Genomic DNA, 13,506 nt, shown 5'->3' with positions numbered 1-13,506 from the left:
CCAGCTTTCGCCACGAAAAGGGCGACGGGAGGTAGGAGATGTCTGATGTAACTGAAGGTGGCTGCCATTGCGGCGCCTTGCGCTACTGCTTGAAGGGTGAGTTGACCGATATCGCCCATTGCCATTGTTCGATCTGCCGGCGGGCCAGCGGGGGCCTGCTGGTGACCTGGCTCACCGTGCCGCGCTCCGGTTTCCAATGGGTGGCGGGCAGGCCGCAGTGCTATGTGGCACCGGCCAGTTGCAAGCGCTACTTCTGTGGTGATTGTGGTGCACATGTGGCATTGGTGACGTCGCATAGCCCGGGCAGCATCGATGTGACGGTAGCGACGCTGGACCACCCGGAACGGGTGCGGCCCACGCGGCACATCTGGACCGGGAGCCGGTTGCCCTGGCTGCATGTGGATGAAGGTCTGCCTGAGGAGCAAGAGGAAAACCCCTAGCGTATGGACGCATTACTACCCTGTCGCCGGCAACTGGCCCGCATACATGACCCATGGTGCACGCTGGGGGAGCCGCCTTGCCGGCGATAGGGCCAGAAGGGCGATCAAGGTAGTTGCAGGCCGCCTGCTGCCTTGTGCAGCGCCCTCAGGTGTTCACCGATCTGCTTCACATTGGCCTCGACCGCTGCAATTTCCTTGGCCCGCGAAGGCTCCAGCAGAGCCCTGACTTCTCTGTCGAGGTCAGTGCTCAAACGCAGCAACTGCGACTGCCGTTCACTACTGACTTTCTCAAGATGCTCGCGCTCATCCGGCTGCGGCAGCCCGTATCCCTTGGTATCCAGCAGTTCGGCCGGGCGGCTGAGGAAGCCACTGTTGGCGAGCATCTGTTTGAGTGTCTGGTCGGCCTTGTTGACACTGCCGTCTTTCAGCGCGGCCGCATTCAGATAGCGCTGTTTCACTTCATCCTGAGCCAGCAGCAGTTGGCGGCGCAGGCTGGCCTGTTCCAGCAGCAGCAAGGCGGCGCTGGTGCGCAGGTCGGCTTGCGAGAACCAGCCGCGGCGTTGTTCGGCGTCCTGGGCCAGCCAGTCCTCGACCTTGTCCTGCTTGACTGGCAGCTGTTTCTTCAGCACATCGAACATCGCCTGGTAGCGGTCGCGATAGGAGTCGAAACGGTAGCCCAGGCGCAAGGCTTCGCGCGGGTCGTCGAGCACGCTGGTATCGGCCAGTCCGCGACCTTTCAATACGGCGAGCAAACCGTTGGGCATGATGCTGTCCAGGTCGTTCAGGCGCGGATTGGCGGTGCCGCTGCGCAACAGTTTCAAGGACTCTACCGCACAGTTGTTGGACAGGAACCAGTAGTTGCCGTCATAACTCCAGTGCATCTCCGCGGCCTGGCGTACCAGGTTTTCTACTTCGTCGCGGTTGAGCTTCAACGGTACCGAGGCCAAGCTGCGCAGTTCGGTCTTGGTGTATTCGTCGATCACCTGGGCCAGCGGTAGCACGAACAGCCTCGACGGATAGGCTCCAACCAGGCCATCCCAGCTGGACAGTTGAACGTCGTTGACGAACGCCCGGTAGGAGAGCACCAGGTGCTGGTCCAGGTCCAGGCGGCAGTCTGGACCCCTTGGGCGGCCGGGTTTGCAGATCACCAGGCGCAACATGCTGTGGCCCCAGCGGCTTACCAGGTTCTGGTTGGCCTCGGCCAGGAGAAAGTCCACCTCGTAGACCCGCTCTGGGTCGATTTCGCCCAACGGCTGGCGGGCGAAGTCGCTGCCGGCGTTGAGGAATGGCAATCCCTTGGCGCACGTTGTCTGCTTGGGCGCCCAGCCGAAATGATCAGTCAGGTACTGATTGAGCGCTGGCCGACGGCAGCCATAGCTCGGGTCCAGGAGGAAGTACTCCATGTTGACCGCGATGTATTCCTTGGGGCTGCTCAGCTCATAGCTGTCGGGGCTGCGCAGGAACTGGCCATTGTGCTGTTCGCGCTCACCGCGGCGGCCGACGTATTGCGGCCAGCCGGCAAGGTCGAGCAGGCGCGGGTCATCGCTCAGGGTAAAGCGGCGCTCGGCCTGGCCGCGACACTGCTCGGGAAGGCCGACCTTACCCACGGTGCCTTGCTGGCGTTTGCAGCGGGCGATCAGCGAGTGTTCAGCACTGGGCCAGAGCCGGGCTCGGTCGTATATATGGGTAAGTTCGTGCAGGACTGTAGCCAGCAACTCCTCACGCACCGTGCCATGCGGACGGTTGGTGCGCTCTTTGGCGGCACTGCCATCCGCCAGGCTGGGCAGCAGGCGTCGGTTGAGCTGCAGGGTCGAGACCAAGGAGGCCTGGCCGTAGGCGTCAGCTGGCATGTTGTCGCTCCAGCTGACTTCGACGCGCCGGTTGAGCTGTTGCTTGAAGCGGGGAGGGAGCTTGGCCAGAGCCTCATCAAGCAGGGTTTGGGTGGCTTGAGCCTGCTGTGGGGTCAAGCCGGCTGCCTGCAGCTCGAGCTGCAGGTCAGCCAGGGCGGGCGTGCCCAGCAGCGTCAGGGCGCAGCCGAGCAACCAGGCACGTACGCGGTTCACAGCGCCAGGATGGCTTCGGCCAGCACCTGGTCGCTGGCGTCGCGCGCTTCAGGCACGCGTTCGCGCAGGGTGTTGAAAGCGGCCTCAAGCTGGGCGCCACGAATATCACCGTTGCTGGCGACGAAGCTTGCGGCGTCGTCATGGGCTTCACGCACGACTTTGGAGTCGCGGATCGAGGTGGTGGTGTCAGAGGTGAAGTCGATCGAGCGGCCGAAGGCCCGCACGATGATGTTGCTGGTGGCCACCAGAGTTTGTGCCTGGGCCAGGTCGGCCAGCAGCAACATGCCGAGGGTAGCGGCGATCAGCGGTTTACGCATGGAGCATCTCCGGAAATACAGGGAGTCAGATTTAATGATTGGACGAGAATTGCTTCTGCCAGTTCACGGTCGCCGACAGATTGACGAATGTCGTCGTGTCGTAGCGACTTGAACGCTGCTTCCAGGCGGGCTCCGTGAATCAGGCCGTCGCTGGCGACGAAGGCTGCGGCATCATCGCGAGCCTGCCTGACCAGCTTGCGGTCGAATGGGGCAGTCGTGACCTGGCTGGTGACGTAGCCTGTGATGACCAGGCCTTGCGTGGTGGTGTCCATGGCATGGGCACTGCCCATGGTGACTACACAGAACAGTAGCGGCAACAGATAACGCATTGGCTTTCTTACGACAGGAACAGGAACGTCGAAGGCTAGCCCACAAGTACCGGCCAGGGCCAGCGCTTGTGGGCTGTAGCAGGTCAGAGCGCCAGGATGGCCTGAGCCAACTGCGCATCGCTGGCCTGCAGGGCTGGCATGTTCGAGCGGATGTGCAGCAAAGCGCTTTCGAGCTTGGCGCCGCGAATAGCGCCCTGGCTGCCCACGTAGCTGGCCGCGTCGTCGCGAGCGGCCTGCACGATCTTGTCATCGCGGAACGACGAAGACACATCGGAGGTGGCGTCGGTGGAGGCGGCAACCGCGCCAACGACTGCGTCAGTAGTGACAATGAAGCTGGTGGCGTGGGCAGTGCCGGCCAGGCCGAGCAGCAGGGCTGCGCCAATCAGGTATTTACGGGTCATGGTCGTGCACTCCTGGGGAAGGTTCGGGTAGATCTGCTTGAGACGCTGACACGGTTCGTCCGTCACGGTGGCTTTGAGCATCTGGTTTTTATCAGACCGCCCAGTCAAGCGTATCACGCGCCGGAATGAATGGATGTTAATGAACGGCGCACAAGCAAACTGTTATGGTCCTTTTTTTAATCCATAAAACTGTTCTTGTTGCTGACGGCAGCGCCTTGGTTGAACCCCTGGGCAAACTCATAAAAAAACCCGCTGCAGTTTCCTGCAACGGGTTTGGAAATTCGCGGTGCCGGCCGCAGCCGGCGAGCCGGGGCTTAGCGCCAGAACGGCTTGCTCAGCTCTTCGTAACGCTGCGACTCGCTGATACCGGCATCTGCCAGCAGGCGGGCATCCAGGCGAGCCAGTTGACGACGGCTGGCCATGCGGCGCTGCCACAGCAGCAGGGTAGAGAGCGCGCGCAGCGGCAGGGAAGCGTGGGTTTGCTGGGCGTTGTTTTCAAAAACGAGACCGGAACTGAGGGTACGTTCCATGATGTTTCATCCTTCCGCTTATGGCGGGACTAGGGAGTGGTTTAACTGATGCCAATGATCCTCCTTTGCTGTCCATAACAGTAGATACAGTTCTGCTGCATAACGATGGTTCAGTTAACTGTGTAACCCTACTGTTGCACTCGAAACAGGCGCAACTGTACTGGTCAGCACTATTTTGGTGCTTTTTTGAGATTTGGATGGGTTTGCTCAGGCGGAGCGGAGAGGAATTACAGGTACAGTAGTACAGTTTTGTAGCTTGGTGAATGCCTTGCTGAATCGACTAGGCGCGAAAGGGCTGCAGAGCAGCCCTCACAGTATCGCCGGGGATGGGAAACGCGTGGCGGCCAATGGCAGAGGCTGGCCGCTGCTACAGATCAGCTGGCGAGCATGCGCCCACTTTCTTCCAGGTTTTCGTGCCAGCTCAGCGCTTCACGCAGGATATGCGGGGTATGGCCGCCCCGCAGGCAAGCCCGATCGAAATAGTCGTTCAACGCCGCACGGTAATCCGGGTGGACACAGTTATCGATGATCGCCCGTGCCCGCTCCCGCGGCGCGAGGCCCCTCAGGTCTGCCAGCCCCTGCTCAGTCACCAGGATGTCCACATCGTGTTCGGTGTGGTCGACATGGCTCACCATAGGTACAACGCTGGAGATCGCGCCGCCTTTGGCGATCGACTTGGTGACGAATACGGCCAGGTGAGCATTACGGGCGAAATCGCCGGAGCCACCGATACCGTTCATCATCCGGGTGCCACAGACGTGCGTGGAGTTGACGTTGCCGTAGATGTCGAACTCCAGGGCGGTGTTGATGCCGATGATGCCCAGGCGGCGCACGACCTCAGGGTGGTTGGAGATCTCCTGCGGGCGCAGGACCAGTTTGTCCTTGTAGCGCTCCAGGTTGCCGAATACGTCGGCATTGCGACGGCCCGACAGGGTGATGGAGCTGCCTGAGGCAAAACTCAGCTTGCCAGCGTCGATCAGGTCGAAGGTCGAGTCCTGAAGCACTTCGGAGTACATGGTCAGGTCTTCGAACGGCGACTCGATCAGGCCACACATCACCGCGTTGGCGATGCTGCCGATGCCGGCCTGCAGTGGGCCGAGCCTGTTGGTCATGCGGCCTGCATCCACTTCGTTCTTGAGGAAGTTGATCAGGTGGTCGGCGATGGCCTGGGTTTCGTCGTCCGGCGGCAGCACCGTGGACGGCGAATCTGGCTGGTCGCTGATGACGATGCCGACGATCTTGGCGGGGTCGATCGGGATCGCGGTGCTGCCGATGCGATCATCCACTTTCACCAGCGGGATCGGCGTGCGGGTCGGGCGATAGGTCGGGATATAGATGTCGTGCAGGCCTTCGAGGTTGGCGTTGTGCGACAGGTTGATCTCGACAATCACCTGCTTGGCGAAGATCGCGAAGCTCGCCGAGTTGCCCACCGAGGTGGTCGGCACGATGTGGCCTTGTTCGGTGATGGCCACCGCTTCGATTACCGCGATGTCCGGCAATTTGAGCTGCTGATTGCGCAGCTGCTCTACGGTTTCCGACAGGTGCTGGTCGATGAACATCACCTGACCGTCGTTGATGGCTTTGCGCAGGGTGCTGTCGACCTGGAACGGCATGCGGCGCGCCAGCACGCCGGCCTCGGTCAACTGCTTGTCCAGGTCATTGCCCAGGCTGGCGCCGGTCATCAGGCTGATTTTCAGAGGCGACAGCTTGGCGCGTTCGGCCAAGGCATGCGGTACGGCCTTGGCTTCGCCAGCGCGGGTGAAACCGCTCATGCCGACGGTCATGCCGTCCTCGATCAGGCCAGCGGCATCAGCCGCACTCATTACCTTGCTGTGCAGGGAGGACAAGCGGATACGATCACGGTACATGGATTGTTATCTCGGGCTACTGAAGCTACTGCCGGGCAGTCTAGAGATTTACCTGGGCGCCGTCCCACGACCATGGTCGTATGAGGCGCCCGGGAATAGAGCCATTGATCTGGATCAGCAAAATGCAAAAGCCCCGGGAGGGAGCTCGCCGGGGCTTCTGCACGTTCCACGTGTTGGTGGAAGCGGGTTACTCGACGGCTTTGACCATATCCTCGATGACCTTCTTCGCGTCACCGAATACCATCATGGTCTTATCCAGGTAGAACAGTTCGTTGTCCAGGCCGGCGTAGCCGCTGGCCATGGAGCGTTTGTTGACGATGACGGTCTTGGCTTTGTACGCCTCCAGGATCGGCATGCCCGCAATCGGCGACTTTGGATCGTTCTTCGCCGCCGGGTTGACCACGTCGTTGGCGCCAAGCACCAACACGACGTCGGCCTGGCCGAACTCGGCGTTGATGTCTTCCATCTCGAACACCTGGTCGTAAGGCACTTCGGCCTCGGCCAGCAGTACGTTCATATGCCCGGGCATGCGCCCTGCCACTGGGTGGATGGCGTACTTCACGGTCACGCCGTTGTGGGTCAGCTTCTCGGTCAGTTCCTTGAGCGCGTGCTGGGCACGGGCTACCGCCAGGCCGTAGCCGGGTACGATGATCACCGTGTCGGCGTTACTCAGCAGGAAGGTCGCGTCATCTGCCGAGCCAGACTTCACTGGGCGTTGCTCTTTCGAGCCTTGCGCCGCGCCGGCATCGACATCCCCGCCGAAGCCGCCAAGGATGACGTTGAAGAACGAGCGATTCATCGCTTTGCACATGATGTACGAGAGGATCGCACCGCTGGAGCCCACCAGGGAGCCGGCGATGATCAGCATCGAGTTGTTCAGCGAGAAGCCGATACCGGCTGCCGCCCAACCCGAATAGCTGTTGAGCATCGACACCACCACCGGCATGTCTGCACCGCCGATCGGGATAATGATCAGCACACCCATGATGAAGGCCAGGACCAGCATCAGGGTGAAGGCGCTGTAGTGGCCGGTGAAGGTGAACAGCAGGCCCAGGGCAATCGTGGTCAGGCCGAGAATCAGGTTCAGCTTGTGCTGGCCGGCGAACTGTACCGGTGCGCCTTGGAAAAGGCGGAACTTGTACTTGCCCGACAGCTTGCCGAACGCGATCACTGAGCCTGAGAAGGTGATTGCACCGATTGCAGCGCCAAGGAACAGCTCCAGGCGGTTACCGGTGGGGATCGGGTCGCTGATGCTAGCGACAATGCCCATCGACTGCGGTTCGAGTACTGCTGCGATGGCAATGAATACCGCCGCCAGGCCGATCATGCTGTGCATGAAGGCGACCAGCTCCGGCATCTTGGTCATCTCCACGCGCTTGGCCATGATCGAACCGGCAGTTCCGCCGACCAGCAGGCCGACGATGACGTAACCGATACCGGCAGTTGCCAGCTCTGCCCCAAGCTTATAGATGAGGCCAACCGTGGTGAGGATCGCGATCCCCATGCCGATCATGCCGAACAGGTTGCCGCGCCGCGACGTGGTCGGGTGCGACAGGCCCTTGAGTGCCTGAATGAAACAGACCGAGGCGACGAGATAGAGGAGCGTTACCAGATTCATGCTCATGCTTACTTCTGCGCCTCGTTCTTGGTTTTCTTCTTGAACATCTCAAGCATGCGACGGGTGACCAGGAAGCCACCGAACACGTTGACTGCAGCCAGGGCCACCGCCAGGGTGCCCATCAGTTTGCCGGCCGGGGTCACGGTCAGCGCGGCAGCCAGCATGGCGCCGACGATGACGATGGCCGAGATGGCGTTGGTGACCGCCATCAGGGGCGTGTGCAGTGCCGGGGTCACGTTCCAGACCACGTGATAGCCGATGTAGATGGCCAGCACGAAGATGATCAGGTTGTAGATGCCGTGGGAAATCAGCATGTCTTCCATTGTCGTGCTCCTTAGCCGTTCTTGCGCACGACCTGGCCGTCGCGGCACATGAGGCACGCGGCGACGATGTCGTCTTCGAGGTTGATGACCAGCGCACCGTCCTTGTCGAACAGCAGCTTCATGAAATCCAGCAGGTTGCGTGCATACAGTGCCGAGGCATCTGCCGCCACCTGGGCCGGCAGGTTGGTCGGGCCGACGATGGTCACGCCGTTTTCCATCACGACCTGGTCGGCGACAGTCAGCGGGCAGTTGCCGCCTTGGGCAGCGGCCAGGTCGATGACCACCGAGCCTGGCTTCATCTGCGCCACGGTTTCGGCGCTGAGCAGCGTCGGAGCCTTGCGGCCAGGGATGAGCGCCGTAGTGATGACGATGTCGGCCTGTTTGGCCCGCTCATGCACGGCCTGGGCCTGACGCTGCATCCAGCTGGCCGGCATCGGCCGGGCATAGCCGCCGACGCCTTCTGCGCACTCGCGTTCCTCATCGGTCTCGTAGGGCACGTCGATGAACTTGGCGCCCAGCGACTCGATCTGCTCCTTGACCGCCGGGCGTACGTCGGACGCCTCGATGACTGCGCCCAGGCGCTTGGCGGTGGCAATGGCTTGCAGGCCGGCGACGCCAGCACCCAGGATCAGCACGCGCGCGGCTTTCACAGTACCGGCGGCGGTCATCAGCATGGGCATGAAGCGCGGGTAGTGATGGGCAGCCAGTAGCACGGCTTTGTAACCGGCGATGTTGGCCTGGGACGACAGCACGTCCAGGCTCTGGGCCCGCGATGTACGCGGCGCGGCTTCCAGGGCGAAGGCAGTGATACCGCGCTCTGCCATCTTGCCGATCAGCTCGTTGTTGAAGGGGTTGAGCATGCCCACCAGAAGGCTGCCGCTGTTGATCAGGGCCAGCTCTTGGTCGTTGGGGCCGACCACCTTGAGAACCAGTTGGGCGCCGTAGGCATCGGCTGCGCTTCCCAGGGAAGCACCCACAGCCTCATAGGCACTGTCCGGAATGCTGGCATTGAGCCCTGCCCCCCGTTGGACGGTGACCTGATGGCCCTGGCCAATCAGTTTCTTGATGGTTTCCGGGGTCGCAGCGACCCTTGTCTCACCGGTCTGCGTCTCGAGAGGAACACCAATGTGCACGACTATTTCTCCTGCGGTGACCTTTTTGTCTTTATGAAGCCAGCGCACTTCGGATGGTGCGCGGGTTTGGCTATTGGGCGCCAGCCCGCCGAATCCAGGGCGGGCGGAGCATTTTGCAGACGAACCCAAGGGCCTTCAACCGGTTCTGGAGCGAAACGAAGTTAAAACTACAAGTCACCCTGTGACCGTATGTCGCAACGAGTGGGCCGCAGCCCGTCAAGCATGGGCTATTGGCAGATTAGGGGATTTTTTGAATTTTTTTGCATTGATTTCGCAGATGGACTCGCGAATGTCGTAAAACCCTCTGAAAGCCGCGTGTTTAACGGTTTTGTTGAGGTTTTTCGATTCACCTGAACAGTTTGCTTATATGCGACAAAAACATACATCTGTAGGTGTTTAAAATAATTGACTACAAAGGTAGGGAAGGAGCGATGTAGTGCTGTGCCTGTGCCAGAAGCCAATCACGGAATGCCCGTAGCGATGCCGACTCGGCCTTGCGTTCGGGAATCATCAGATAATAGGCCTTGTCGCTGGACAGGGCATATCTGTTAGCGACCACCAGCCTGCCTTCCTCCAGCTCCCGCTGGATCAAGAATGGTGGTATCAGCGCGATGCCCATCTGGTGGATTGCAGCCTGGGCCAGCATGGAGAACAGTTCATAGCGCGGGCCTGTCATATCGCCGGAAACGTTCATGCCCAAACCGTTGAACCACTGGCGCCAGGCATAAGGCCGGGTGGTCTGCTGCAGCAGCGGTAGGTTGGCGATACGCGTCGCGTCGAGCATGCCGTGGCCGTCCAGCAAGGCCGGGCTGCACACAGGTACCGGGTTTTCGCCCATCAGGCGGTGGGCGTGCGTGCCTGACCAGTCGCCATCGCCAAAATAGATAGCGGCATCGAACGCCGTGTCGGCAAACAGGAATGGCCGTGTGCGGTTGGTCAGGTTGACGGTAACGTCCGGGTGTCGCTGCTGGAAGTCCTTGAGCCGAGGCAGCAGCCATTGGGTGCCGAAGGTCGGCACCACGGCCAGTTCGATCACGTTGGCACCTTGCTGGCGCATTACCGACAAGGTGTCGCGCTCTACTGCATCCAGCTGGGCGGCAACCTGGCGGCTATAGGACAGTCCCGCCTCGGTCAGCTTGACGCCGCGCCGCGAACGCCGGAATAGCTCTACGTTGAGAAACGCTTCAAGGCCGCCGATCTGGCGACAGACGGCGCCCTGGGTCAGCGCAAGCTCCTGAGCAGCCTTGGTAAAGCTTTCGTGGCGCGCTGCCGCTTCGAAGCAGACCAATGCGGTGGTACTGGGGATCTTGCGGCGCATGTACGGCAACCTCACTCATAGTGTTTGCGAGACTGGGTTTTTAGCGTCTCGGAGTGACAAATTATCACTAATGCGTGCGCAATCCTCGTTTGTCCTCGTTGTAGATCAGGCCTAGGATCAAAGGCACAAGCATCTGCTCCCCTATTTCGAGGATTTCGTTCATGGCCGGTAAAGCAAGCTTCAACTGGATCGACCCGCTGCTGCTGGACCAGCAGCTCACTGAAGAAGAGCGCATGGTTCGTGACAGCGCCTATCAGTTCGCCCAGGACAAGCTGGCACCGCGGGTGCTGGAGGCGTTCCGCCATGAGCAGACCGACCCCGCTATCTTTCGCGAAATGGGTGAGGTCGGACTGCTGGGCGCAACCATTCCCGAGCAATATGGCGGGAGTGGCCTCAACTACGTGTGCTACGGGCTGATTGCCCGGGAAGTGGAACGTATCGACTCCGGCTATCGCTCGATGATGAGTGTGCAGTCTTCACTGGTGATGGTGCCGATCAACGAATTCGGTACCGAGGCGCAAAAACAGAAGTACCTGCCCAAGCTCGCCAGCGGCGAGTGGATCGGTTGCTTTGGCTTGACCGAACCTAACCATGGCTCCGACCCCGGCTCGATGATCACTCGAGCGAAGAAAGTGGACGGTGGCTATCGCCTGAGCGGCAGCAAGATGTGGATCACCAACAGCCCGATCGCCGATGTGTTCGTGGTCTGGGCCAAGGATGACGCGGGGGATATCCGGGGCTTTGTCCTTGAAAAGGGTTGGCAGGGCCTCAGTGCGCCGGCAATCCACGGCAAGGTCGGCCTGCGCGCGTCGATCACCGGCGAAATCGTGATGGACAATGTGTTCGTGCCAGAGGAAAACATCTTCCCGGAGGTGCGTGGCCTCAAAGGTCCGTTCACCTGCTTGAACTCTGCCCGTTATGGTATTTCCTGGGGGGCTCTGGGCGCGGCTGAAGCCTGCTGGCACACCGCTCGCCAGTACACCCTGGACCGTCAGCAGTTCGGTCGCCCGTTGGCTGCCAACCAGCTTATCCAGAAGAAATTGGCCGACATGCAGACCGAAATCACCTTGGGCCTGCAAGGCTGCCTGCGTTTGGGACGGATGAAGGACGAGGGCACCGCTGCGGTGGAAATCACTTCGATCATGAAGCGCAACTCGTGCGGCAAGTCGCTGGAGATTGCGCGTATGGCCCGTGACATGCTGGGTGGTAACGGTATTTCCGACGAGTTCGGTGTTGCGCGTCATCTGGTCAATCTTGAGGTGGTCAACACCTACGAGGGAACCCATGACGTACACGCGCTGATTCTGGGGCGCGCGCAAACCGGCATCCAGGCCTTCTATTGATAAGGAGCCGGGCCATGGGCGCGCTATCTCATCTGCGGGTGCTGGATCTCTCCCGTGTGCTGGCTGGGCCTTGGTCCGGTCAGATTCTGGCTGACCTGGGCGCCGATGTGATCAAGGTCGAGCGCCCAGGCTGTGGCGACGATACCCGCGCCTGGGGGCCGCCCTTCCTCAAGGATGCACGAGGCGAGAACACCAGCGAGGCGGCTTACTACTTGTCGGCCAACCGCAACAAGCGTTCGGTGACCATCGACTTTACGCAGCCGGAGGGGCAGCGCCTGGTGCGTGAGCTGGCTGCGAAGTCGGACATCGTCATTGAAAACTTCAAGGTTGGCGGGTTGGCTGCCTATGGGCTGGATTACACGAGCCTGAAGTCAGTGAATCCCAAGCTTATCTATTGCTCGATCACTGGCTTCGGTCAGACCGGGCCCTACGCGAAGCGCGCTGGCTATGACTTCATGATCCAGGGGCTGGGCGGGCTGATGAGCCTGACCGGGCGAGCGGATGGTGAGGAAGGTGCCGGGCCTGTGAAGGTGGGGGTAGCGCTTACCGATATTCTGACTGGGCTGTATTCGACCGTGGCCATACTGGCGGCCCTTGCCCATCGCGACCAGACCGGGGTTGGGCAGCACATCGATATGGCCTTGCTGGATGTGCAGGTAGCATGCCTGGCTAACCAGGCGATGAACTATCTCACTACCGGCAACGCGCCTCGCCGGCTGGGCAATGCACATCCTAATATTGTGCCTTATCAGGATTTCCCGACCGCAGATGGCGACTTCATTCTTACCGTGGGCAACGATGGCCAGTTCCGCAAGTTCGCCGAGGTGGCTGGTCAGCTTCAATGGGCTGATGACCCACGTTTCGCAACCAACAAACTGCGGGTGGCCAATCGGTCGCAGCTGATTCCCTTGATTCGCCAGGCCACAGTGTTCAAGACAACGGCGGAGTGGGTGAGCCAGTTGGAGGCTGCGGGCGTACCCTGTGGGCCGATCAATGATCTGGCGCAGATGTTCCAGGATCCGCAGGTGCTTGCTCGCGGCCTGGCAGTGAGCATGCCGCATGCCTTGGCTGGGAGTGTGCCGCAGGTGGCCAGCCCTATCAGGTTATCGGAAACGCCTGTTGAGTATCGTCGTGCGCCGCCGTTGTTGGGTGAGCATACGGAGGCGGTTCTTGGGGATGTGCTGGGGTTGGATGGCGATGCGCTGGGGCGTTTGCGCAGTGCCGGTGTGGTCTGAGGCTATATATAGGTGATGAAAAGCGGGGAGGCCGACAGGCCTCCCCGCTTGGCTTTTCAGCGATGGTGAAGTTTGTTGGATTTAAGCCTTGACGCGCTCTCGAATCCCCTTATAATGCGCCCCACTTCCAGCGTAGTCGGAACGAGAAACTCCTTGAAATTCAATGAGTTGCTTAATCCAGGTAGTGCTGGAGATGCTTCGGTCATCTGATCGATAGCGGTTGAAATGGTGGTTGACAGCGCTTCTAAACGCTGTATTATTCGCCTCCCGCTACGAGAGATCGAAGCGAGCCAAGTGTTTGAAGCTAAACGAGTTTCTCGCAAAAACTTCAAAATAAACGCTTGACAGGCTCTGAGGAAAGCGTAGAATGCGCGCCTCGGTTGAGACGAAAAGGTCTTAACCAAACGCTCTTTAACAAATCGAATCAAGCAATTCGTGTGGGTGCTTGTGAGTACGGACTGATAGTCAAAAAGATTATCAGCATCACAAGTGACCATGCGAGAAATCACATAGTCATTTGAGATTGCTGAGCCAAGTTTAGGGTTTCTTAAAAACCCAAGCAGTATTGAACTGAAGAGTTTGATCATG

At 60.2% G+C, this 13,506-nt stretch carries 14 protein-coding genes; 3 read left to right on the top strand and 11 right to left on the bottom strand.

The genetic code is table 11. The annotated features are described in order from the left end of the window. The first annotated feature begins 38 nt into the window (after nucleotides 1–38). Entirely contained in the window at nucleotides 39–440 is a 402-nt protein-coding gene (locus ACIPZC_RS00070; RefSeq protein WP_400623909.1) for a GFA family protein, read from the top strand. 104 nt (nucleotides 441–544) lie between these two features. On the opposite strand, the gene ACIPZC_RS00065 is transcribed toward ACIPZC_RS00070, so the two are convergent. The 10 genes from ACIPZC_RS00065 to ACIPZC_RS00020 form a co-directional block, all read right to left on the bottom strand. Beyond that, a complete protein-coding gene (locus ACIPZC_RS00065) occupies nucleotides 545–2,503 on the bottom strand; it encodes a DUF4105 domain-containing protein (protein WP_400623906.1) in 1,959 nt (652 codons plus the stop codon). Continuing rightward, nucleotides 2,500–2,820: a DUF2388 domain-containing protein gene (locus ACIPZC_RS00060; RefSeq protein WP_225779918.1), complete on the bottom strand. Its 321-nt coding sequence runs from the start codon at nucleotides 2,818–2,820 to the stop codon at nucleotides 2,500–2,502. Before ACIPZC_RS00060 ends, ACIPZC_RS00065 begins: the two co-directional genes overlap by 4 nt. Beyond that, the gene (locus tag ACIPZC_RS00055; protein ID WP_400623902.1) at nucleotides 2,805–3,149 is read right to left on the bottom strand and encodes a DUF2388 domain-containing protein; all 345 of its coding nucleotides are present in this window, start codon (nucleotides 3,147–3,149) and stop codon (nucleotides 2,805–2,807) included. The genes ACIPZC_RS00060 and ACIPZC_RS00055 overlap by 16 nt, the downstream gene beginning before the upstream one ends. 83 nt (nucleotides 3,150–3,232) lie before the next feature. Then, entirely contained in the window at nucleotides 3,233–3,550 is a 318-nt protein-coding gene (locus ACIPZC_RS00050) for a DUF2388 domain-containing protein (RefSeq protein WP_241806772.1), read from the bottom strand. A gap of 314 nt (nucleotides 3,551–3,864) precedes the next feature. Beyond that, complete coding sequence (locus tag ACIPZC_RS00045) at nucleotides 3,865–4,080, bottom strand: DUF1127 domain-containing protein (protein ID WP_241806771.1); 216 nt, start codon at nucleotides 4,078–4,080, stop codon at nucleotides 3,865–3,867. A 374-nt stretch (nucleotides 4,081–4,454) separates the two neighbouring features. Then, on the bottom strand, nucleotides 4,455–5,948 hold the full coding sequence (locus tag ACIPZC_RS00040; RefSeq protein WP_039604671.1) for an acetyl-CoA hydrolase/transferase family protein: 1,494 nt from the start codon (nucleotides 5,946–5,948) through the stop codon (nucleotides 4,455–4,457). A 187-nt stretch (nucleotides 5,949–6,135) separates the two neighbouring features. After that, entirely contained in the window at nucleotides 6,136–7,572 is a 1,437-nt protein-coding gene (locus ACIPZC_RS00035; protein WP_241806768.1) for an NAD(P)(+) transhydrogenase (Re/Si-specific) subunit beta, read from the bottom strand. A 2-nt stretch (nucleotides 7,573–7,574) separates the two neighbouring features. Continuing rightward, complete coding sequence (locus ACIPZC_RS00030) at nucleotides 7,575–7,889, bottom strand: NAD(P) transhydrogenase subunit alpha (RefSeq protein WP_012316824.1); 315 nt, start codon at nucleotides 7,887–7,889, stop codon at nucleotides 7,575–7,577. Between the two features lie 11 nt (nucleotides 7,890–7,900). Beyond that, nucleotides 7,901–9,022 carry a Re/Si-specific NAD(P)(+) transhydrogenase subunit alpha gene (locus ACIPZC_RS00025; protein WP_039604735.1) on the bottom strand — a complete coding sequence of 374 codons (1,122 nt, stop codon included), beginning with the start codon at nucleotides 9,020–9,022 and terminating at the stop codon, nucleotides 7,901–7,903. 409 nt (nucleotides 9,023–9,431) lie between these two features. Continuing rightward, nucleotides 9,432–10,340 carry a transcriptional regulator GcvA gene (locus tag ACIPZC_RS00020; RefSeq protein WP_241806767.1) on the bottom strand — a complete coding sequence of 303 codons (909 nt, stop codon included), beginning with the start codon at nucleotides 10,338–10,340 and terminating at the stop codon, nucleotides 9,432–9,434. Between the two features lie 161 nt (nucleotides 10,341–10,501). Here ACIPZC_RS00020 and ACIPZC_RS00015 point away from each other — a divergent pair, with 161 nt between their 5' ends. Next, complete coding sequence (locus ACIPZC_RS00015) at nucleotides 10,502–11,683, top strand: acyl-CoA dehydrogenase (protein ID WP_241806766.1); 1,182 nt, start codon at nucleotides 10,502–10,504, stop codon at nucleotides 11,681–11,683. Nucleotides 11,684–11,697: 14 nt separating this feature from the next. After that, nucleotides 11,698–12,918: a CaiB/BaiF CoA transferase family protein gene (locus tag ACIPZC_RS00010; protein WP_400623894.1), complete on the top strand. Its 1,221-nt coding sequence runs from the start codon at nucleotides 11,698–11,700 to the stop codon at nucleotides 12,916–12,918. A 56-nt stretch (nucleotides 12,919–12,974) separates the two neighbouring features. Here ACIPZC_RS00010 and ACIPZC_RS00005 read toward each other — a convergent pair. Then, on the bottom strand, nucleotides 12,975–13,506 hold a 532-nt coding region (locus tag ACIPZC_RS00005), incomplete at its 5' end, for a hypothetical protein (RefSeq protein ID WP_400623890.1).

It is taken from the genome of Pseudomonas sp. NPDC089743 (assembly GCF_044748785.1).
Taxonomy (GTDB): domain Bacteria; phylum Pseudomonadota; class Gammaproteobacteria; order Pseudomonadales; family Pseudomonadaceae; genus Aquipseudomonas; species Aquipseudomonas putida_X.
This window is presented reverse-complemented; position numbering and strand designations above follow the sequence as displayed.